Genomic DNA, 20,328 nt, shown 5'->3' with positions numbered 1-20,328 from the left:
ACACCCCCATCCCTTTACCCAGCCCGGGCCCCGGGTACGCCGAAGGGGCCGCCCGCACCACGGATGGCGGGCGGCCCCTTCGGGGTCGTGCAGGGTGTCGCTGTCAGGCCCGGGTCAGGAGGCCTTGGCCTTCTGGGCCGGTGCGGCCGGAGCCGGCGCCGGCTTGGCGGCCTCGTAGAACTCCTCGCGCGGGGTCTCCAGCGCGGCGAGGGAGACGACCTCGCGCTTGAGGAACATGCCGAGGGTCCAGTCGGCGAAGACGCGGATCTTGCGGTTCCAGGTCGGCATGGCCATGCCGTGGTAGCCACGGTGCATGTACCAGGCGAGCCGGCCCTTGAGCTTGATCTTCATCTTGCCCATGACGATCATCGCCACGCCCTTGTGGAGGCCGAGGCCCGCCACCGCACCCTTGTTGGAGTGCGAGTACTCGGTCTGCGGGAAGCCGCGCATGCCCGAGATGACGTTGTCGCCGAGGACCTTGGCCTGGCGCAGCGCGTGCTGGGCGTTCGGCGGGCACCAGGCGTTCTCCACGCCGGCCTTGCGGGCGGCGAGGTCCGGAACCTGGGCGTTGTCGCCGGCGGTCCAGATGTAGTCCGTGCCCTTGACCTGGAGGGTCGGCTCGGCGTCGACGTGGCCGCGCGGGCCGAGCGGCAGGCCGTAGCGGGCCAGCACCGGGTTCGGCTTGACGCCGGCGGTCCAGACGATGGTGTTGGAGTCGACCTCGAGGCCGTTCTTCAGCACCACGTGGCCGTCCACGCAGGAGTCCATGGAGGTGTTGAGGTAGATCTCGATGCCGCGGGACTCGAGGTGCTCCTTGCCCCAGGTACCGAGCTTGGGCCCGACCTCGGGAAGGATCTTGTCGGCCGCGTCCACCAGGATGAAGCGCATGTCCTCGCGCTTGATGGTGGTGTAGTACTTCGCGGCGTCGCGGGCCATGTCCTCGACCTCGCCGATGGTCTCCGCGCCGGCGAAGCCGCCGCCGACGAAGACGAAGGTGAGGGCCTTGCGGCGGACGTCCTCGTCCGTCGTGGACTCGGCCTTGTCGAGCTGCTCGAGGACGTGGTTGCGCAGGCCGATGCCCTCTTCGACGCCCTTCATACCGATGCCCTGTTCGGCGAGGCCGGGGATCGGGAAGGTGCGGGAGACGGCGCCGAGCGCGATCACCAGGTAGTCGAAGGGCAGCTCGTACGCCTCGCCGACCAGCGGCGTGACGACGGCGACCTTGCGGTCCTGGTCGATGCTGGTGACCCGGCCGGTGAGAACCTCAGCCTTGGGCAGCACGCGTCGCAGCGGTACGACGACGTGCCGAGGCGAGATGCTGCCTGCGGCCACTTCGGGGAGGAAGGGCTGGTAGGTCATGTACGAGCGCGGGTCGACGACCGTGACAGTCGCCTCGCCGTAACGCATCTTCTTCATGATGCGCTTGGCTGCGTACAGGCCTACGTACCCACCTCCTACAACGAGGATCCTGGGACGCTCCGTGGTGCTCATGGAACGAGTATCCAGCACCCAAAGGGGTGTCGCTCGTGAGCCCCTTCACAAGGAGTGGAGGACCCTCTGCTACACTCCGCCGCCCACGTGATGGACGTCATGGCGCGCAACGGGAACCAAGGTGTAACGGGAATCGTTGCTCACCCGTCCTGAACTGGCCTCCAGGCCTTCAACCGGACTGGACCACTGGGGTTCGTCCATACCTCTGATACGAAACCCGTGGCGTCCGTCGATCGCACGAATGCATGGAGAAAGGGGCCTGCGGGCCTCTGAAGGGGCTGAAAGACCCCTTCCGTTGACCCAGCAGACCCCTTTTCCTTGTGAAGAACTTCACGAACTTCATGTGGATCACGGGCCGAACGACCCCTCAGGACCCCTGTCGGACCCCCGTCCGACCGCCGTTCAGGCGATGGACCAGGCGATTCCGTCCAGGATGTCGTGCTCCGAGACGACGACCTCGGATGCTCCGATGCGCTCCATGATCGCGAGCAGGACCAGCGCGCCGGCGCCGATCACGTCCACCCGGCCCGGGTGCATCACGGGGATCGCCGCGCGCTCGGCGTGCGTCGCGGCCAGCATCCGCTCGCTGATCTCGCGGACCTGCTCGTAGGAGATCCGGGAGTGGTGGATCTGCGACGAGAGGTACTCCGGCAGGCCGAGCGCGATCCCGGCGACCGTGGTCACCGAGCCGGCCAGACCCACCAGGGTGCGCGCCTCGCCCAGCGGGACGGTCTCGGCCGCCAGGTCCAGGGCCGCCTCGATGTCGGCCCGTATGGCGTCGATCTGCGCCCGGGTCGGCGGGTCGGTGACGACCCCGTCCACCACCAGGTGGCGCTCGGTCATCCGGACGCAGCCCACGTTCACGGAGCGCGCGGCCCGTACGTGTTCCTCGCCGACCACGAACTCCGTCGAGCCGCCGCCGATGTCCACCACCAGGAACGGCCGCTCCAGGTGCTCGTGGGCGGTCAGCTCCTTGGTGGCGCCGGTGAAGGAGAACTCCGCCTCCTGCTCGCCGGAGATCACCTCGGGCTCGACGCCCAGGATGTCCATGACGCCCCGGACGAAGTCCTCGCGGTTCTCGGCGTCCCGGGAGGCGGAGGTGGCCACGAAGCGGATCTTCTCCGCGCCGTGCTCCTTGATGACCTCGGCGTACTCGCGGCAGGCGGCGAAGGTGCGCTCCAGCGCCTCCGGGGCGAGGCGCCCCGTCCTGTCCACGCCCTGGCCGAGCCGGACGATGACCATCCGGCGGTCCAGCTCGGCGAGGTCACCGGTCTGCGGGTCGCAGTCCGCGACCAGCAGCCGGATGGAGTTCGTACCGCAGTCGATGGCCGCGACCCGGGTCACTCGGAGTCCTTCTTGTCCGCGCACGGGGTGACGCAGGCGCCCTTGGCCCACCACTCCGGCAGCATCGCCAGGGCCTCGTCGCCGAACGGGTTCACGCCCGGGCCCGCGGCCAGGGAGTGGCCGACCAGCACGTGCAGGCACTTCACGCGGTCCGGCATCCCGCCGGCGCTCGGGAAGCCCTGGAGCACCTCGATGGCGTCGCGGCGCTGGATGTAGTCCTCGTGCGCGGCCCGGTAGGCGGCGGCGAGCTCCGGGTCCTCGGCGAGCCGGGCCTGCATCTCCTTCATCACGCCGTTGGCCTCCAGCGTGCCGATCGCGGAGGCCGCGCGCGGGCACGTCAGGTAGTACAGCGTCGGGAAGGGGGTGCCGTCGGGGAGCCGCGGCGCGGTCTCCACCACGTCCGGCTGTCCACAGGGGCAGCGGTGCGCGATGGCGCGCAGCCCGCGCGGCGGGCGGCCGAGCTGCTGCTGGAACGCTTCGATGTCCGCGTCGGTCGGCTCGGTCCGGTCGGTCTGGGGCGGGGGCGTCTGCATGCCTGGAGGAAGTCTCTTCGTTCTCGTGGATGGGTGCTGCGGTGGTGTGCGGGTGGTCACTCGCCCGGGCGGTCGGCCTTGTCGACGCCGTCCCAGACGTTCGAGTACCAGGGCCGGTCGGACCCGGCCTGGCCGGTCCGGTGCGGTTCGGGCGGCTGGGACCCGGGGTCGCTCATGATGTAGCCGACCTCCCCCGGGCGCAGGAAGTGCAGGTGCTTGCGCGCCTGCTGCTCCGCGTACGCGTCGTCCTGCCAGCGGGCCTTCTCGTCGCGCAGCCGCTCCAGGCGGTCCCGCGCGGCGGCGGCGGACCGCTGCTGCTCCGCGATCTCCGAGCGCTGGGAGACGTACTGGCGCATCGGATACGCGAGGGCGACGACCAGCGTACAGAGGACGAGCACCAGGAGCGCGGCGCGGCCGGTGAGCCGGCTGCGGCGGACCTGGCGGCGGGACTGCGAGCGGTAGACGTGGGCGGCGGTCCGCTCGCCGAGCTGCTTGAGCCTGGTCGCGGTGGAGAAGGTGGAGAACCGATCCCGGTTCCCGGCCATTGATCCGCCTCCCCTATGTACGCACTACGCAATACGTCCCCGCACACGGTACGGGACCGAGTGCGGGGACGTACGGAGGCCGGGGCCCGTCGCGGGCATCAGCCCGTGATCAGCCCTTGAAGCGCGGGAAGGCGGAGCGGCCCGCGTACACCGCGGCGTCGTCGAGGATCTCCTCGATGCGCAGCAGCTGGTTGTACTTGGCGACACGGTCCGAGCGGGCCGGGGCGCCGGTCTTGATCTGACCGCAGTTCACGGCGACGGCGAGGTCGGCGATGGTGACGTCCTCGGTCTCACCGGAGCGGTGCGACATCATGCACTTGAAGCCGTTGCGCTGGGCCATCTCGACGGCGTCGAGGGTCTCGGTCAGCGAACCGATCTGGTTCACCTTCACGAGCAGGGCGTTCGCGGAGCCCTCCTCGATGCCGCGGGCCAGACGCTCCGGGTTGGTGACGAAGAGGTCGTCGCCGACGATCTGGACCTTGGCGCCCAGACGGTCGGTGAGGGTCTTCCAGCCGTCCCAGTCGTCCTCGTACAGCGGGTCCTCGATGGAGACGAGCGGGTACGCGGAGACGAGCTCCGCGTAGTAGTCGGTCATCTCGGCGGCCGAGCGGGAGTTGCCCTCGAACTCGTACTTGCCGTCCTTGTAGAACTCGGACGCGGCGACATCGAGCGCGAGCGCGATGTCCTTGCCCGGGGTGTAGCCGGCCTGCTTGATGGCCTCGACGATGAGGTCGAGCGCGGCGCGGTTGGAGTCCAGGTTCGGGGCGAAGCCGCCCTCGTCACCGAGACCGGTGGAGAGGCCCTTGGTGTGCAGGACCTTCTTGAGGGTGTGGTAGACCTCGGCACCCCAACGCAGCGCCTCGGAGAAGGACTCCGCGCCGATCGGGGCGATCATGAACTCCTGGATGTCCACGTTGGAGTCGGCGTGCGACCCACCGTTGAGGATGTTCATCATCGGAACGGGCAGCAGGTGCGCGTTCGGACCGCCGAGGTAGCGGAAGAGCGGAAGGTCCGAGGCCTCGGACGCGGCGTGCGCGACGGCGAGGGAGACGCCGAGGATGGCGTTGGCGCCGAGCGAGCCCTTGTTGTCGGTGGCGTCCAGGTCGAACATGGCCTGGTCGATCAGGCGCTGCTCGGTGGCGTCGTAGCCGACGAGCTCCGGGCCGATCTGCTCGATGACGGCGAGGACGGCCTTCTCCACGCCCTTGCCGAAGTAACGGTTGGGGTCACCGTCACGGAGCTCGATGGCCTCGAAGGCACCGGTGGAGGCGCCGGACGGAACTGCAGCACGGCCGGTGCTGCCATCGTCGAGGCCCACCTCGACCTCGACCGTGGGGTTGCCTCGGGAGTCCAGGATTTCCCGGGCTACGACGACGTCGATGGACGGCACGAGCATCTCCTTCTGGGATGTGACGCTGGGTGTGCGGTGGCGTCAGGCCGTGGGATGGCCTTGCCGACTAGAGCCTAACCGGATCCGGGGACTCGACCTGCCGACCGCCCGGGTCCTGGGACGAAAAAGGGACCGAATACCCCTCTTCCGGGACATAGGACTCCGGTATCCGCGCGGTGGCGCCGGCGCGAACGCCACCGCCCGGCGCGTGGGGGGAGACGCGCCGGGCGGTGGGAACGGTCTGTGTCGTTCAGACTCCTGCGGCTATTGCCGCAGTGTTCAGCTGAGCTTCAGCTTCTGACCCGGGTAGATCAGGTCGGCGTCCGAGACGATGTCCTTGTTCAGCTCGAACAGCTTCTCCCAGCCGCCCTGGACGCCGTTGGCCTCGGCGATGGTGCCCAGGGTGTCACCGGACTTGACCTCGTACGAGCCGTTGCCGGTCTTCGGCGCGGCCGGAGCCTCGGCGCGCTCGGAGCGGGTGGTCGGGGTCTCGGCGCGCTTGGTGTCCTTCTTCGGCGCGGCCTTCTGCTCGGTCTTCTTCGTGTCGGCCTTCGGCTTGGTGTTCTTCGGGGTCTCGGTGGACCCGCCGCCGGTGTACGAGGAGTTCGACAGGCCCACGCCGCAGTGCGGCCAGGCGCCCTTGCCCTGGCCCTTGAGGACCTTCTCGGCGATGGCTATCTGCTGGGACTTCGAGGCCTGGTTGGCCTGCGCGGCGTACGACTTGCCGCCGTACGCGGCCCACGTGGAGGACGAGAACTGCAGGCCGCCGTAGTAGCCGTTGCCCGTGTTGATGGCCCAGTTGCCACCGGACTCGCACTGCGCGACCTTGTCCCACTCGGAGGCGGTCGCGGCGGAGGCGGTGCCCGCGGCCATCAGCGGAGCGGCCACGGCCACACCGGCGACACCGGCGAGCGTTACGAGGCGGGCAGTCCGCTCAATAGCAGTACCGCGACGGTGCTTGCCCTTGCCGGAAAGCAGCATGAGGTTTCTCCTCACCGACGCCTACGAGGTGAGCTGTCGGGTTCGGGCTGATGAGTGCCCGGCGATGCGACCCAGTCGCACCTCTTAACCCCAAGCCGGTGGCGTGACCGTCTCTCAACGGCCGCTCCCGGCACCTACCTTGGTTCCCCCGCTCCTGCCTTCGGCGCTTGACGCGACGACTGTTCCCCCCGTCCGCCGGCAGGATTCGGCGATGCGGTCGAAGGAGCTCGCGGTGGCGAGCGATTCAGAAGGTAGACAGGTCTCTCCCCGATGTTCAACGAGGAACATCGGGGAGAGAGGGCCCCTACTTGCGCTCCCCGCCGGGGTGTTTGCGCAGGTGAGGCCGGGGTTTGCGGAAGCCCCGAGGTGGGACACGCCAGTTGACCGGAAGAGACGCATGTCTCACTTGCCGAAAACCGACAACCATCCCTTTCCGGGCCGCCGAAGTGTCCTTATTGCACGGTTAGATCCAGGTTCTGACCGGGCTTGATCAGGTTGGCGTCATTGCCGATGACCTGCTCATTGGCCTGGTAGAGCTCGTTCCAGCCGCCCTTGACCCCCTTGGCATCCGCGATGGCGGCCAGGCTGTCGCCCGCCTTCACCGTGTACGTGGGCTCCGACGGCGCGTCAGAAGGTGCGGGAGCCTCGGGGGCGGGCTCACCGCGGTGCTTGCCATTGCCCTCGGCGGGGGTGGCGCCCGGAGTCGCCGGGGCCGCCGGAGCCGCCGGAGCCGTCGGGTCCACCGCGGGCCGGCCGGGGGTCGCGGGCGCGCTCGGGTCCGCCGGGACGGTCGGGGCCGTCGGGTCGGCCGGAGCCGTCGGGTCAGCCGGGGCCGTCGGGCCTCCGGGGGTCGCCGGGGGCGTGGTCGAGTCGCCCGGGACGACCGGCGCCGACGGGGCGTCCGGCACGGGCATGACGGGCAGTCCGACGGACGGCGCGTCGGGAATCAGGTACGAGGGAGAGCCGGACGGGCTCGGGATCACCGGGCCCGACGCGGTCGGGGCCCCGAAGTCGATGGCCGGCCGCTCGCCCGCGCGGGAGGGCACGGTGTCGTCCGGGCGGGACGGGGAGGGCGCGATCGTCCCGGAGGCACCGGGCAGACCGGGGTCCACCGCCGCGGCGGGACCCTGCCGGTCCAGCCCGGCGGAGGTCGCGCACAGCGGCCACGCCTGCGGCCCCTGCGAGGCGAGCACCCGCTCGGCCACGGCGATCTGCTGGGAGCGGCTCGCGAGGTCGGCCCGCTCGGCGAAGTCGAGCCCGCCGGCGCTCTGCCACTCCTCCTGGGTGAACTGGAGCCCGCCGTAGGCGCCGCTGCCGAAGTTGGCACTCCAGGAGCCACCGCTCTCGCATTCGGCGACCTTGTCCCACGTGGACGTGTCGGCGGCGGTGGCACTGGTGGCCGCTAGCAGCGGCAGGGCCAGCGCGGAGCCAGTGACTCCGGCTGTGACTACCAGCGCGGGGACCTGGCGGGGTCGTCTGTGGCGGCCGTTCCCGGAACGCATGAAGGTGCACCTTTCGCATAACGGCGGGGTAACGGCAGAACCTAGCGGCCTTCGAACGATTGTCACAACTCCGGCCGTGAACTGACTTCTGGTCAGGCGGCTATCAAACGTTCCGAGGTGTGAAGCGGACGGGAAGAGTGCGCAGGCCACGCATGATCAGTCCGCCGCGCCAGCGCAGGTCTTCAGGCGGAACAGCCAGTTCCAGATCTGGCAGACGCGTCAGCAAAGTCGCGAGCGCGGTCTGCCCTTCAAGTCGTGCGAGCGGGGCGCCCAGGCAGTAGTGGATGCCGTGCCCGTATCCGAGGTGCTGGTTGTCGGTCCTGGAGAGGTCCAGGGTGTTCGGATCGGCGAACCGTGCGGGGTCCCGGTCGGCGGCCGCGAGGACGACCAGGACCGGATCTCCGACCGCGATCTCCCGGCCGCCGAGGGTCAGCGGCTCGGTGGCGAACCGCCAGGTCGCCAGTTCCACGGGGCCGTCGTAGCGGAGCAGCTCCTCGACACCGGTGGCCAGCAGTCCACTCTCGCCCGCGGCGAGGGAGAGCTGGAGGCGCTCGCGCTGATCCGGGTTCACGAAAAGGGCATGCAGTCCATTCCCAATCAAATTAACCGTGGTTTCAAAACCTGCGAACAAGAGGATGAAAGCCATCGCCGTGGCCTCCGCCTCCGTCAGGTGGTCGCCGTGGTCGCTCGCCCGGATCAGGTCGGAGATGAGGTCATTGCCCAGATCGTCCCGCTTGCGGTGGATGAGCTCCCCGAGATAGGTGCGCATCTGCTTCACGGAACGGGCGACTCCGCCGCGCGGGCCACCGCCGTGGCGGATCATCATCCCCGCCCAGTCGCGGAAGTCGTCCTGGTCCTCGCGCGGTACGCCGAGCATCTCGCAGATGGCGTAGATGGGGAGCGGGAAGGCGAACTCGTGGATGAGGTCCGCCTCTCCCTTCTCGACGAACTGCTCGATGAGGTGATCGGTGAGCGCCTGCACCCGCGGGGTGAACTCGGCGACCCGGCGCGGGGTGAACGCCTTCGACACCAGCCTCCGCAGCCGGGTGTGGTCCGGCGGGTCGATGTTGAGCAGATGCGTCATCAGCTCCGCCTTGCGCTCCCCCGGGATCCCGGTCTTGCCCTTGGCGTGCGCGGGCTCCGCGTGGTGCGCCGGATTCTTGCTGAGCCGCTGGTCGGCCAGGGCCTGGCGGGCGTCGGCGTAGCGGGTGACCAGCCAGGCCTCGACCCCGCTGGGGAGCTTGGTGCGGTGCACCGGGGAGTGCTCGCGCAGCCATGCGTAGGCCGGGTACGGGTCGGTTGCGAACTCCCAGTCGAAGAGGGTCGGGCCCTCGGTGGCAGGGGTGTCGGCTGGGTTTGCGGGGATCTGCTCATGCACCCGATGACCGTATCCCGGCGCCGAGCCGGCACCCCATATGGCCCGGTTCGTCGCGGCTGTCCGCAGATCGGCCATCACTTGACCTCACCTTGTCAGACATTCCTACTTTCGATTTTGTGGATGTGAGGATCTTGAAGAGCAGTTTCGCGGTGGTGGAGAGACGGGCCGAGCACGCGGTCAAGTTCTTCTACTCCCACCTCTTCTGGCACAACCCCGGGATCCGTGACCTGTTCCCCGCCTCACACGAGGACATGGAGCGACAGCGGGACCGGCTCTTCGCCGCGCTCACGCACGTGATCGCCCACTTCGACGACGAGACCGTCGTCCCCTATCTACGCGACCTGGGGCGCGACCACCGCAAGTTCCTGGCCGGCCCCGAGCACTACGCGGCCGTGGGCTCCAGCCTGCTCGCCGCACTCGCCGAGACCTCCGGCGAGGCCTGGACCCCGCGCGTGGAGAAGGCCTGGGCCGAGGCCTACCAGGTGATCGCCGACGCCATGATGGGCGGCGCCGCCTCATCCGAGGACCCGCCGTGGTGGGACGCGGAGGTCGTACGCCACCTCCAGTACGGGCAGGACATCGCCGTCCTGACGCTGAGGCCGCTCGCCCCCTTCCCCTATCTCCCGGGCCAGTACACGAGCGTGAGCAGCGAGCGGGTCCCGACCACCTGGCGTACGTACTCCATCGGCAACGCCCCCCGCGCCGACGGCACCCTCGACCTGCACGTCAGCCGGATCGACCGGGGGCGGCTCAGCACCTCCCTCGTGCGCGAGGCGGGGCCGGGGGACATGCTGCGGCTGAGCGCGGCCGGCGGACAGCTGACCCTCCGCCGCGAGGACCGCCCGGTCAGCTTCATCGCCGCCGGCACCGGCTGGGCGCCGATCCGCGCCCTGCTGGAGGAACTCGTGGAGCATCCTCCTGATCAGGACGTACGGCTCTTCCTGGTGGCCCGGGACGGCGCGCACCTCTACGACCGCCCGCTCATCGACACGTACGCCGCCGCGTGCCCCTGGCTCGGCGTCACCTACATCACGCCCGCCCCCGGGCAGCACCGCAACCAGGCCACCGGCCGGCTCGCGACCGCGCTCGGCCACCGCGGCATGTGGCCGGAGCAGGACGTCTACCTCAGCGGACCGCCGCAGTTCATCGACGAGACCGCGTACCTCCTGGAGGAGCTGGGCGCCCGCCCCGGCCGCCTCTTCCACGACTCGGTGTCCGTCGGCTTCACGGGCCACGGGCCCGGCAGCCGCCCGCTGGGCTTCGGCGAGTGGTTCCTGAACCGTCCGTCGCCGCACTGGCACAACCCCTCGGGCCGGGCGCCGAGGCCCTCCTGAGAGGTGTCGTCAGTCGCCGACGCCCTCGGCCGCCCGGATCGCGTCCCGGTAGACGCGGGCCGCCGCGCGCAGCGCGGTCTCGGGGTCGATCCCCGCCGCCTCGGCGCGCGCCGCCAGCTCCAGCAGCTCGTACCCGACGCCCTCGCCGCGGGGCAGTTCCACGGCCAGGCCGCCCGCACGGACCCGGCCCGCGAGTTTGGCCGCGAGCGCGAGACCCGGCTGGCCCACGGGAATCCCGTCGGTGACCGACTCCCGCTGCTTCTCGACCGCCTTGGTGCGCTGCCAGTGCGCGTGCACGTCCTCCGGGGTCTCCGCCTTCGCGTCGCCGAAGACGTGCGGGTGCCGGTGGATCAGCTTCTCCACCAGGGCCCCGGCCACGTCGTCGATGGAGAAGGCCTCGTCGGGGTCCTCGCCGTCTGCGGTGCCCTCCTGCGCGATCCGCGCGTGGAAGACCACCTGGAGCAGCACGTCACCGAGCTCCTCGCGCAGCTCCTCCCGGTCCCCGTCCTCGATGGCCTCGACGAGCTCGTACGCCTCCTCGATCGCGTACTTGGCCAGCCCCCGGTGGGTCTGCCGGGAGGTCCACGGGCACTCGCGCCGGACCCGGTCCATCACCTGGACCAGATCGATCAGGCGCGCGCCCGGCAGGTCGTACGAGCCGGGCAGCAGTTCCAGGTCGGGCATGGAGATGCGGCCCGAGCCGGCCAGCCGGGCCAGCCCGTCGGTGAGCCGCTGGTCGCCCTCGCCGCCGGGGAGCACCACGACGGTGCGGCCGCCCGCGCAGGCCTCGACCAGCGCGTGCGCGTCCGGGGCCTCGTGCTCGACCTCGATGCCCGCCTCCCGCAGGTAGGGCAGCTGCGGGTGGCCGGGGTCGGCGCACAGCACCCGGTCCGCGGCGTGCAGGGTCTGCCACGCCGGCCAGGACAGCACGCCGGGGGCGACCCGGTGGCTGGTGGTCAGCAGGACGATACGGCCGGTGGGCTCGGCGGCGGTGGGCTCGGAGTGGTCGGTCACCCTCCGAACCTACCTCCGGTCGGCGGTGTCAGGCTCCGGCGGGGGCCTGCTCGGGACGGGTCCGCTGGGTGATCCAGGTGGTCTCCCCGACGCCGAGCTTGATCTGCTTGGCGTCCCAGGCGCCGTAGCGCGGGTTGACCTCGATGTGCAGTGCCGTGACGGCGGCCCGGGCGGGCTCCTCGAGCTTCCCGTTGCCGTACTTGCCGGCCAGCCTGGTGAGGAGCACCCGGTCCCTGAGGAAGCGGTCGACCTGGCCGGGGGCCATGGCGCCCTTCTGCAGGAGCAGCGCCTCGAACTGTGCCTGTCCGCCGTTCTCGTCGACGTACGCCTTGCGCTCGTCCTCGATGTCCTTCTCGGTGACGGTGAGCCCGGCGGTGCGGGCCATCTTGTCGATGATCCGGCTCTGGAGCATCGCGTCGAGCTTCTGCCGCTCCAGGTTGGGGGTGCTCGCGATGAGTTCGGCGGCGCTCTGCCCGGACCGGTTCTGTGCGGCGCGGACGTCCTTCACCTGGGCCTGGAGCGCGGACGTGGTGATCCGTTCGCCGCCGACGACGGCCGCGGTGCCGGGGCGGGTTTCGCCCGAGCAGGCGGACAGCAGGGGCGCCGCCAGGAGCAGGGCGGTGGAGACGGAGAGCGCAGTGCGACGGTGCAAAGGAGCCTCCAGGGCCGGGAGATTGTGCGTCGGTGCACAAGGGCCGTGCGGTGATCGATGGTATGAGGTCACGGTGATCCGAGCCACTACTTCGCCCAACGATTCCGGGGGTGTTGGGGTGCGTGTTAACCCTGCGGCCATTCTTCGGCCTCCCGGCACTGCCAAGGTCGGCCCACCATGTCGACACCGCACTGCTCGCCGCGACGCCCGAGCCTGTTCGGCTCGGCGCTCGCCGCCCTGCTCACGGCGGTGGCCGTGTGCGCCGGGGACGCCGCCGCCCGCGTCTTCCCCTACGGATCGCGCCACCGCAGCATCAACGACCTCGGCAATCAGTTCGTACCCTTCCACGCGCACCTGTGGGACCTCCTGCACGGCCGCGCGGAGGGCGGGCTGCTGTTCAACTGGCAGTCCGGGTACGGCACGAGCTTCCTGCCCGATCTGGGCACCTATCTGACCAGCCCGTTCTCGGTGCTCGTCGGACTCTTCCCGCGCGCGGACATAGACCTCGCGGTGTACGTGGTCACCGTGCTCAAGATGGCGGCCGCGGCGGCGGCGATGGCCTGGCTGCTGCGCACGCAGCGCCGCGGCCCGTGGTGGGCGGCGGGGCTGCTCGGGGCCTCGTACGCGCTGTGCGGCTGGTCGGTGATCGAGGCCTCCTACAACCCGATGTGGCTGGACGGGCTCATCGCCTTCCCCCTGCTGTGCCTGACCGGTGAATGGGCCCTGCGCGGGCGGCGGCCGGTGCTCGCCCCGCTGGTCGTGGCCGCCTGCTGGACGGCGAACTTCTACACCGGCTACATGGCGACGCTCGGCGCCGCCCTGGTGCTGGTGGTACGGGTGGTGCTGACCCGGGAGGGCGTGCGACCCCGGCTGGCGGTGATCGCGCGGGCGGCAGGGACCACCCTGCTGGGGATCGCCCTCGCGGCCCCGGTGCTCGCTCCCCTCTTCCTCAGCTCGGGGCGGGCCTACCCGGGGTGGGTCAAGGAGTTCCGGCCGGTGACCTGGGCGGACCTCTTCGCGCGGCTGCTGCCGGGGACGTACTCCTTCTCCTCCCCCGCCGTCTTCGTCGGCACCGGCACCCTGCTGCTGGTGGCCGCGCTGCCCTTCCACCGGGCGGCGCCGCCGCGCGCCCGGCTGTGGTGGACCGGGCTGACGGTCGCCGTGGCCCTCTCGCTCCAGTGGGCGCCCACCCACCTGGCCTGGCACCTCTTCGCCACCCCGAACGGAAGCCCGTACCGGCAGACCTTCGTGCTCGCCGGGATCGCCGTGATCGCCGCCTGGACCGGGCTGGCGGCGGGCCCGCCCCGCCCACCGGCGCTGGCGGCCGGAGCGGGCCTGCTGACGGCCGCCGTGCTGTGGTCGCGCGGCAGCACCCTGGCCACGAACTGGAGTTACGTGCTCTTCGCGGGCGGGCTCGCCCTGGCGGCCGCGGCCTGGTGGGCGCTGCGCCACCGCCGGCTCGCGCTCCCGGCGGCCGGGCTGCTGGCGCTGGTCCTGGTGGCGCAGGCGGCCGCGACGACGGCCTACGGCCACAAGGGCAAGCTGGCCGGCCTCGACGACTACCCGTCCTGGGGGCGGGCCCACACCGCGCGCGCCGGGGCCCTGGCGGCGGCCGGGGGCTGGCCGGCGTACCGCACCGACCCGAGCCGGCCCGCCCTGTCGGGCAACGACCCGCTGCTGCTGGGCGGGGAGGGCGGCTCGTACTACAGCAGCCACACCCCGGAGGTGTTCACGCACACGATGGTCGCGCTCGGGGCCGGCTGGACCTCGCGCGGACGCAACGTCCAGAGCATCGACAACCCGGTGACGGACGCCCTCTTCGCGGTCGGCGCGCGCCTCCAGCCGGACGGCACGGTCCGCCGCGCGCAGGTCCCGCCGCTGGTGACGACCCGCCCACCCGGCGCACCCGGCTCCTACGGCGAGTCCCCCTTCGCCAACCAGGAACTGCTGCTGGGCGCCCGGGTGTACGAGGACCCGCTCGCGCCCGGGGTGTGCCGCGCGGGCACCGAGGCCTACCTGTGGGCCCCGGAGTACAACGCGACGGCCCGCCTCGCGGACGGCCCCGCCTTCCGCCTGAACGGCAGCGCCCCCCGCAACCGGGCGGCCCTCCAGCCGATGGGCGTCTCCCGCGGGACCTCCTCGGCCCTGGTCTTCGACGCGGCCCCGCCCCCGCGGTGGACCCTGTCGTGCCTGGACCGCGTCCGGCTCGACGCGGCGGTCGCCTCGCTGCGCGCCACGGCGGCGACCTCCCTGAGCGTCGGCTCCTCGGAGATCCGGGCCGTCCTGCCGCAGGGCGCCACGGGCACGGCGGTCCTCTCCGTCCCGGCCATCGCGGGCTGGACCTGCAACGGCCGCCCGGCCGCGGCCCACCTGGGCCTGGTCGCCCTCCCCCTGGACGGCCTCACCACCACGCTCGACTGCTCGTTCCGCCCGCCGGGCCTGATCCCGGGCACGGCGGTGGCGGGCGTGGCCCTGGCCGTGCTGCTCGGCCTGGCCTTCGGGAGGAGGCGGCGTCAGCGCACCTGACCGAGCCAGTGCAGGGTCCGGCGTATCTCGGCGGGGAAGGGGTGCGCCGGGCCGTGCAGGCGTTCCGCGTCGAACAGCAGCCGGGCCAGGGTCTCGTGGGCCGACTGGCGGTCGCCGAGGGAGAGCTGCAAGTGCGCGATCCGGCGGCGGACCTCCAGGGGCAGGCCCGGGTCCGGGTTGGCGTAGTGGTTCTCGAAGAGCGGGAGCAGCGAGCGGTACTCCGCCAGGGCGGCGGCCGGTTCGCCCAGTTGCTCCAGGCACTGGGCGGCGTCGTAGCGGAAGCGCAGCGCCTGGGCGTCGCCGGCCGGGAACTCGTCGGCGAGGCGGCGCAGTTCCGGCAGGGCGCGGCGGTACTGGCCGTCGTCCATCAGCGTGGCCGCGTACTGCTTGCGCAGGGAGCGGACCACCGGGGAGTGCTCCCCGTGCTCGGCGGCCGCCGCCGGGAGGATGCCGCCGAGGATGTCCACGGCCTGGGTGAGCCGCCCCTGGTCCAGGAGCTTGCGGGCCTCGTCCACGGCCCCGGGGATGTCCGGCTTCGGCGGGGCCGGCGTCGGCGGGGCGGCCGGCCGCGGCGGGACGACGGTGGTGGCCCGGTCCGGCCAGGGCGCCTGGGGGCGCAGGAAGGGCCGGGTCGGGTCGAGCGGGCCGGCCGGGGCGGCGCTGCCGCTGGCGGGCAGCAGCGGGGCGAGCGCCTCGTAGACCTCCTGCGCGGAGGCGGGCCGGTCCTGCGGGTCCTTGGCGAGGAGGCGCAGCAGGAGCGCCTCCAGCTCCGGCGGGACCTCCGGGCGCAGCGGGCGGACCGGGAGCGGGGGCTCGTACAGGTGGCGGTGCAGCACGCCCAGCGCGGTGGATCCGGCGAAGGGGACGTTGCCGCTGAGGAGTTCGTAGAGCAGCACGCCGAGTGCGTAGAGGTCGGTGTACGGGCCCACCGCGCCGCCCATGGCCTGCTCGGGCGCCATGTACGCGGGGCTGCCGATGGGCGAGCCGGTGCTGGTGAGGCGGGTGGTGTCGGTGTCCATCACCGAGGCCACGCCGAGGTCCAGGACCAGGACGGTGCCGTCGGGCCGCACCATCACGTTGCGCGGCTTCAGGTCGCGGTGGACGATCGGCACCGCGTGCACGGCCGACAGGACCGAGCACAGCTGCGCGACGACGGCGACCGCCCACGGCCAGGGGTAGGGATCGTGTTCGGCGAGGTGGTCGGCGAGGTCGGCGCCCTCGACGTATCCCATGACGAGGAAGAGCTCGTCGCCGTCGCTGCCCGCGTCGTGCACGGTGACCAGGCCGGGATGGTCCACCTGTGCGGTGACCCGGCACTCGCGCACGAAGCGGCGGCGCAGCTCCTCGGCGACCGTGCCGGGGCCGGCCACCTTGTCGGGGCGCAGCAGCTTGACGGCGACCCGCCGGTCCAGGCGCCGGTCGTACGCCGTCCAGACCTGGCCCATGCCGCCCTGGCCCAGGATGGTGGCGAGCTGGTAGCGGTCGCCGATGAGCCGGTCGGTCACTGGTTCGGGTCCTGGATCGCGGTCCGGTTCGGGTCCTGGCGGGGGCCGCCGGGCGGCGGGGTCTGCTTGCGCAGCAGTTCACTGAGCTCGTCGAGCTCGGCACGGACCTGCCCGATGCGCGGGGCCGGGGTGGTCTGCGGTGGCACCTGCGGCGGGGCGGGGGCCGGGACCGGGGTGGGGGCGGGCATCTGGGCGGGCGGGTACCCGTAGGCGGGCGCGCCCTGCGGCGGCGGGGCGTACGGCGCGGGCTGCACGGGGTACCAGTGCGCCGCGGCGGCCGCCGCGGCCCGCTCGTGGTGGCGGATGTCGCAGACGAGGAAGTACACGCAGACCGCGAAGCCGGTGATGAGCGTGCCGAAGCCCCCGACGTTGCTCTGCCAGCCGGTGACCTCGGGCGTCGGGTCGAGGCCGAACATCACGAACCAGAAGACGGCGAGGACGCAACTGATGCCCATCAGCGCCCAGTCGCGGGTCTTGCGGGTGAGCAGCGCGAGCCGCAGCATCGAGCCCCAGGCGAAGAAGCCGCAGCTCAGGAGGGGCAGCAGCGTGAACAGCACGCGCAGTACCACCACGCCCCCCGAGGAGGGCCGGGGACCGTGCTGCGGCGGGAGGCCGGGGCCGTGCATCGCTGCTCCTGACAGGCCGTGCGGAAGAGGTTTCGGGACTGAGGGTATACAGCGTTTCCGGCCGTCGGTGAGGGGATGCGCGCAACCGTTGCAGGGTCGCCGCACGACGGTTCACACGTCACCCCCTATGGCGTGACCGTGCCGTCGGACAGGCCGTCGTAGAAGCCTTGTACGAGTTGCTCGCCGAGCCGTCCCGCGAGCCGCAGCGCGTCCTCGAACTCGGCGAGCGCGCGGAAGCGGGCGCCGTAGCGCTGCTGCTGCGCCAGGGGCAGCCGGGGCAGCCGGAGCCTGCGCACGTCGAGGCGGGTGGCGGTGGAGGCGTGGCTGCTGGCGCGGCGGTTGTTGGCGGTGCCGCGCAGGAATCCGGCCAGGAACCAGGGGTCGAGGGCGGCCGGGTCGGGGCGCAGCAGTGCGAGGCCGCGGCCGGGTACGGCGCCCGCGGTGGCCCCGTCGACGACCCGGGCGATGGCGGCGCCGCCGACCAGGGGGACGAGGACGTCGCCGGGTGCGGTGAGCACGGGCTCGTCGGCGGTGGCCGCCAGGGCGCCGGAGGGTCCGGTCCCGGCGTACACGTCCTGCTCGGTGAGGACGGGGGCCGTGCCGGTCCCGCTGCCGGTGCCGGTGTGCAGCTCCAGGGCTCCGGCGCGGACGAGTTCGCCGATGGTGGTCAGCGGGAGCCGGGCCGCGGCCGGGGCGGCCGGGGCGGCGGGCGGCGGGGTGAGGCGCGCGGCCCGGCCGAGGGTCTCGCCGAGGCGCTCCCGTACGGCGGTCAGTTCGGCCGGTCCGCCGCCCGCGGCCGGCGGCGGCAGGTGGCGGGCGGGGGTGAGGTCGACGTCGTCGTCGAGCAGTTCGATGACGGGCACGACGCGGCTGACGCCCGGGACCTCCGGCGCCGTCCCGGTGCGGTCGTACGCGGTCCAGGCGTCCTCCACCGTGCTGTGCACGGCGGGCCAGGCGGCCCGGAGTCGGCCGTCGGCGGCGAGGGCCGCGGTGTCGACGAGGAGGAGTCCGGCCGGGGGCGCGGCGTGCGGGGCGGGCCTGCACAGCACCCACAGGTGCAGGGGGATCCCGTACGGGGGCGCCGCGCCGGCCGGGAGCGCGACGACGGCCCGCAGTGCGCCGCGGCGCAGCAGGTCGGCGCGGATGCGGCGGCCGGAGCGGCGGGCGGCGACGGCGGGGGGCATGAGCAGGACGGCGGTGCCGCCCTCGCGGAGGTGGGCCAGGGCGTGCTGGACCCAGGCGAGTTCGGACTCGGTACGGGCCGGGAAGCCGTACTCCCAGCGCGGGTCGTAGGCCAGTTCCTCGTGGCCCCAGTTGCGTTCGTTGAACGGCGGGTGGCAGAGCACGGCGTCGACGGCGTCCTGCGCGAAGGCGTCGGCGCGCAGGCTGTCGGCGGCGGCCGCGCGGACCACGGCGGGCCCGTGCAGGGCGAGGCGCAGCGCGGCGAGGGCGGCGAGCTCGGGCGAGGAGTCCTGCGCGTGCAGGGCGGTGGCTCCGGGGACGGCCCGCAGCAGGGTGCCGGTGCCGCAGGCGGGGTCGAGCACCTTGAGGGGCGCGGCGCCGGCCGCTCCGGTGGAGCCGGTGCTTGCACCGGGGGCCCCGGCCGGGTCCGCGGGTCCGATCAGCGCGGCCATGAGCTCGGCGAGGCCGTCCGGGGTGAGCGTGTACTGGCGGGGGTTGGCGTCGAGGTGGCGGCCGAGGAGGAACTCGAAGGCCTCGCGGGCGCCGAGTTCGGCGGCGAGTTCGGCGGCGGCGCGCAGCAGCGGCATGGTGGCCGGGCGCAGCGGGACCTCGGTGAGGGCGTGGCCGGGCCCGAGGCGCGCGCCGAGCGCCCGGTCGAGGACGGGGCGCAGCAGGGTGGCCATGCGCTCGTCGGGGGCGGCGGTCACCTCCAGCCAGTCGGCGGGCCGGTCCTGTACGACGAGCAGCGCGCTGCCGGCCTTGACCAGTGCGGTGACGGCTCCGCCGGGGTGGGCGGTGATCTGCTGCCAGACGCGCTCGCGCAGCGGGACCTCGGCGAGCTTGCCCTGGGCGCGCAGCCAGTGCTCCACCTCGGCCAGGGAGAAGGAGGGGCTGGTCTCGGTGCCGCCGACGGGTTTGGGGAAGTCGGCGTGGCGGCGCCGCCAGTTGCTCACGGCTGCGCGGCCGACCCCGGCCAGGCGGGCGACCTCGGCCGCGGTGACCTCTGCGGCGTTCTCCCCGCCGTTGTCCACGGCGTTCTCCTCTGACATGCCGCGGAGCTTACCCCGGAGCGCGCGAAAGAGACCGCTTCACAGCGTGAACTCAAAATTATCTGCGAACCATGTTGACTCGGTTCACAGAAATCTGCTGTGATCGGCGCGTCAAATAGCACTGCGCGGACTGGAAGAAGTCCGGCTGACCCAACCGGACCCCTGGATTCCGCTTAGCTGACCGCTCCCCTTACTCTTCCCCCGCTCCACTCTTCCCCCCGCTCCCCTTTCCTGCCCGAAAGAGTCCCCATGCGCACCCTTCACCGCCTGACCGCCACCACCGCCCTCGCCTGCGCCGCCACCCTCGGGCTCGCCGCCTGCGCCGCCTCCGGCCCGTTTCCCGACCTGAGCGGCTCCCAGGTGGCCGACAAGTCCGTGACCGCCCTGCGCGGCGCCGACTCCCTCACCGTCAGCGGCAAGGTCTGGGACGACGGCAAGCCCATGCAGCTGAACATGGCCGTCAGCAAGTCCGGCGACTGCAAGGGCACGATCTCCGGCGAGGACGGCTCCTTCGAGCTGATCCGCAACGCCCAGTTCGTGTTCATCAAGGCCGACGAGCCCTTCTACCGCTCCCAGATGAAGGACCTGCCCAAGGAGCAGGCGGACGCGGCCGTCAAGCAGCTGGCCGGCCACTGGCTCAAGTCGAAGAGCGACGACGCGGACTCGAAGGAGCTGTCCGCGCTGTGCGACCTGGACGAGCTGCTCAAGGAGTTCGACGAGAGCAAGGGCGCGAAGAAGGGCGAGGTCACCACGGTCGACGGCCAGGAGGCCCTCACCCTGACCACGAAGACCACCGACGGCACCGAGACCCTGCTGGTGGCCACCAAGGGCGAGCCGTACCTGCTCAAGGCCAGCAACACCGGCAAGGAGCCCGCGGAGGTCACGTTCAGCGGCATCAACAAGCCGGTGCAGGCCGACGCCCCGACCGGCAAGGACGTCATCGACGCAGACAAGCTGGGCTGAAAACACCCCCCAGCGGGCGAATCACCCGAAACCCGCGTAGCGTCTCAACGGGGATACGGAAGGAGCCCGCGACATGGGGATCTTCGACAGGTTCAAGGACCCGGACAAGGCCAAGGCGAAGGCCAAGGAAATGTCCGACAAGCTTGAGCAAGAGGCCAACGCGCGGACCGGCGACAAGCACACCGACCAGGTCAACAAGGGCCAGCAGACCATGGAAGAGAAGCTGGGCGTCGACGACGATCCGAACAAGTAGCCGGTGGAGGCCGGGCCCGCACAGGCCCGGCCTCCACGTCCGTCTCAGCGGCCCGAGGCC

At 72.0% G+C, this 20,328-nt stretch carries 17 protein-coding genes and 1 riboswitch; of the genes, 4 read left to right on the top strand and 13 right to left on the bottom strand.

Features of this window, described 5'->3' with window-relative positions; all coding sequences use genetic code 11:
• Positions 1-114: 114 nt before the first annotated feature.
• From ACZ45T_RS14570 to ACZ45T_RS14535, 8 genes are all read right to left on the bottom strand, one after another.
• Positions 115-1,491, bottom strand: coding sequence for an NAD(P)/FAD-dependent oxidoreductase (locus ACZ45T_RS14570; protein ID WP_468441005.1), 1,377 nt, complete (start codon positions 1,489-1,491; stop codon positions 115-117).
• A gap of 402 nt (positions 1,492-1,893) precedes the next feature.
• Complete coding sequence (locus ACZ45T_RS14565) at positions 1,894-2,835, bottom strand: Ppx/GppA phosphatase family protein (RefSeq protein ID WP_468441003.1); 942 nt, start codon at positions 2,833-2,835, stop codon at positions 1,894-1,896.
• The gene (locus tag ACZ45T_RS14560; protein ID WP_468441002.1) at positions 2,832-3,368 is read right to left on the bottom strand and encodes a DUF501 domain-containing protein; all 537 of its coding nucleotides are present in this window, start codon (positions 3,366-3,368) and stop codon (positions 2,832-2,834) included. The genes ACZ45T_RS14565 and ACZ45T_RS14560 overlap by 4 nt, the downstream gene beginning before the upstream one ends.
• Before the next feature lie 56 nt (positions 3,369-3,424).
• The gene (locus ACZ45T_RS14555) at positions 3,425-3,913 is read right to left on the bottom strand and encodes an FtsB family cell division protein (protein WP_468441000.1); all 489 of its coding nucleotides are present in this window, start codon (positions 3,911-3,913) and stop codon (positions 3,425-3,427) included.
• A 109-nt stretch (positions 3,914-4,022) separates the two neighbouring features.
• Positions 4,023-5,309 (bottom strand): phosphopyruvate hydratase, encoded by a 1,287-nt coding sequence (eno, locus tag ACZ45T_RS14550; protein ID WP_468440998.1) that lies wholly within the window; start codon positions 5,307-5,309, stop codon positions 4,023-4,025.
• Positions 5,310-5,582: 273 nt separating this feature from the next.
• Positions 5,583-6,284, bottom strand: coding sequence for a transglycosylase family protein (locus tag ACZ45T_RS14545; protein ID WP_468440996.1), 702 nt, complete (start codon positions 6,282-6,284; stop codon positions 5,583-5,585).
• 3 nt (positions 6,285-6,287) lie between these two features.
• A riboswitch (cyclic di-AMP (ydaO/yuaA leader) is annotated at positions 6,288-6,460 on the bottom strand.
• 276 nt (positions 6,461-6,736) lie between these two features.
• On the bottom strand, positions 6,737-7,786 hold the full coding sequence (locus ACZ45T_RS14540) for a transglycosylase family protein (protein ID WP_468440994.1): 1,050 nt from the start codon (positions 7,784-7,786) through the stop codon (positions 6,737-6,739).
• A gap of 103 nt (positions 7,787-7,889) precedes the next feature.
• Positions 7,890-9,164: a cytochrome P450 family protein gene (locus ACZ45T_RS14535; RefSeq protein ID WP_468440992.1), complete on the bottom strand. Its 1,275-nt coding sequence runs from the start codon at positions 9,162-9,164 to the stop codon at positions 7,890-7,892.
• A gap of 122 nt (positions 9,165-9,286) precedes the next feature.
• Between ACZ45T_RS14535 and ACZ45T_RS14530 the strand changes: the two genes are divergently transcribed.
• On the top strand, positions 9,287-10,498 hold the full coding sequence (locus ACZ45T_RS14530; protein ID WP_468440990.1) for a globin domain-containing protein: 1,212 nt from the start codon (positions 9,287-9,289) through the stop codon (positions 10,496-10,498).
• A 9-nt stretch (positions 10,499-10,507) separates the two neighbouring features.
• On the opposite strand, the gene ACZ45T_RS14525 is transcribed toward ACZ45T_RS14530, so the two are convergent.
• Together ACZ45T_RS14525 and ACZ45T_RS14520 are read right to left on the bottom strand one after the other, a co-directional pair.
• Positions 10,508-11,512 (bottom strand): nucleoside triphosphate pyrophosphohydrolase, encoded by a 1,005-nt coding sequence (locus ACZ45T_RS14525; protein WP_468440988.1) that lies wholly within the window; start codon positions 11,510-11,512, stop codon positions 10,508-10,510.
• Positions 11,513-11,540: 28 nt separating this feature from the next.
• Entirely contained in the window at positions 11,541-12,164 is a 624-nt protein-coding gene (locus ACZ45T_RS14520) for a SurA N-terminal domain-containing protein (RefSeq protein ID WP_468440986.1), read from the bottom strand.
• 177 nt (positions 12,165-12,341) lie between these two features.
• Between ACZ45T_RS14520 and ACZ45T_RS14515 the strand changes: the two genes are divergently transcribed.
• Positions 12,342-14,690, top strand: a complete 2,349-nt coding sequence (locus ACZ45T_RS14515; protein ID WP_468440984.1) for a YfhO family protein — start codon at positions 12,342-12,344, stop codon at positions 14,688-14,690.
• On the opposite strand, the gene ACZ45T_RS14510 is transcribed toward ACZ45T_RS14515, so the two are convergent.
• The 3 genes from ACZ45T_RS14510 to ACZ45T_RS14500 form a co-directional block, all read right to left on the bottom strand.
• Positions 14,678-16,195 carry a protein kinase domain-containing protein gene (locus tag ACZ45T_RS14510; protein WP_468440982.1) on the bottom strand — a complete coding sequence of 506 codons (1,518 nt, stop codon included), beginning with the start codon at positions 16,193-16,195 and terminating at the stop codon, positions 14,678-14,680. The two genes, ACZ45T_RS14515 and ACZ45T_RS14510, sit on opposite strands and share 13 nt — an antisense overlap.
• Positions 16,192-16,821 (bottom strand): hypothetical protein, encoded by a 630-nt coding sequence (locus ACZ45T_RS14505; protein WP_468440980.1) that lies wholly within the window; start codon positions 16,819-16,821, stop codon positions 16,192-16,194. Before ACZ45T_RS14505 ends, ACZ45T_RS14510 begins: the two co-directional genes overlap by 4 nt.
• 125 nt (positions 16,822-16,946) lie before the next feature.
• On the bottom strand, positions 16,947-19,052 hold the full coding sequence (locus tag ACZ45T_RS14500) for an N-6 DNA methylase (protein ID WP_468440978.1): 2,106 nt from the start codon (positions 19,050-19,052) through the stop codon (positions 16,947-16,949).
• A 249-nt stretch (positions 19,053-19,301) separates the two neighbouring features.
• Here ACZ45T_RS14500 and ACZ45T_RS14495 point away from each other — a divergent pair, with 249 nt between their 5' ends.
• On the top strand, positions 19,302-20,015 hold the full coding sequence (locus ACZ45T_RS14495) for a hypothetical protein (RefSeq protein ID WP_468440976.1): 714 nt from the start codon (positions 19,302-19,304) through the stop codon (positions 20,013-20,015).
• Between the two features lie 73 nt (positions 20,016-20,088).
• Positions 20,089-20,268, top strand: a complete 180-nt coding sequence (locus ACZ45T_RS14490; protein ID WP_468440974.1) for an Rv0909 family putative TA system antitoxin — start codon at positions 20,089-20,091, stop codon at positions 20,266-20,268.
• Positions 20,269-20,328 lie beyond the last annotated feature (60 nt).

This window comes from Streptomyces sp. NPDC030995 (genome assembly GCF_055571215.1).
The sequence above is the reverse complement of the archived record's forward strand: the minus strand, read 5'-3'. Positions and strand labels throughout refer to the sequence as shown.

Coding starts and splice junctions, on each gene's coding strand:
- eno (WP_468440998.1), bottom strand. CDS start 5,309: ATGCTCGTGCCGTCCATCGACGTCGTCGTAGCCCGGGAAATCCTGGAC.
- ACZ45T_RS14515 (WP_468440984.1), top strand. CDS start 12,342: ATGTCGACACCGCACTGCTCGCCGCGACGCCCGAGCCTGTTCGGCTCG.
- ACZ45T_RS14560 (WP_468441002.1), bottom strand. CDS start 3,368: ATGCAGACGCCCCCGCCCCAGACCGACCGGACCGAGCCGACCGACGCG.
- ACZ45T_RS14555 (WP_468441000.1), bottom strand. CDS start 3,913: ATGGCCGGGAACCGGGATCGGTTCTCCACCTTCTCCACCGCGACCAGG.
- ACZ45T_RS14570 (WP_468441005.1), bottom strand. CDS start 1,491: ATGAGCACCACGGAGCGTCCCAGGATCCTCGTTGTAGGAGGTGGGTAC.
- ACZ45T_RS14490 (WP_468440974.1), top strand. CDS start 20,089: ATGGGGATCTTCGACAGGTTCAAGGACCCGGACAAGGCCAAGGCGAAG.
- ACZ45T_RS14540 (WP_468440994.1), bottom strand. CDS start 7,786: ATGCGTTCCGGGAACGGCCGCCACAGACGACCCCGCCAGGTCCCCGCG.
- ACZ45T_RS14505 (WP_468440980.1), bottom strand. CDS start 16,821: ATGCACGGCCCCGGCCTCCCGCCGCAGCACGGTCCCCGGCCCTCCTCG.
- ACZ45T_RS14545 (WP_468440996.1), bottom strand. CDS start 6,284: ATGCTGCTTTCCGGCAAGGGCAAGCACCGTCGCGGTACTGCTATTGAG.
- ACZ45T_RS14500 (WP_468440978.1), bottom strand. CDS start 19,052: ATGTCAGAGGAGAACGCCGTGGACAACGGCGGGGAGAACGCCGCAGAG.
- ACZ45T_RS14495 (WP_468440976.1), top strand. CDS start 19,302: ATGCGCACCCTTCACCGCCTGACCGCCACCACCGCCCTCGCCTGCGCC.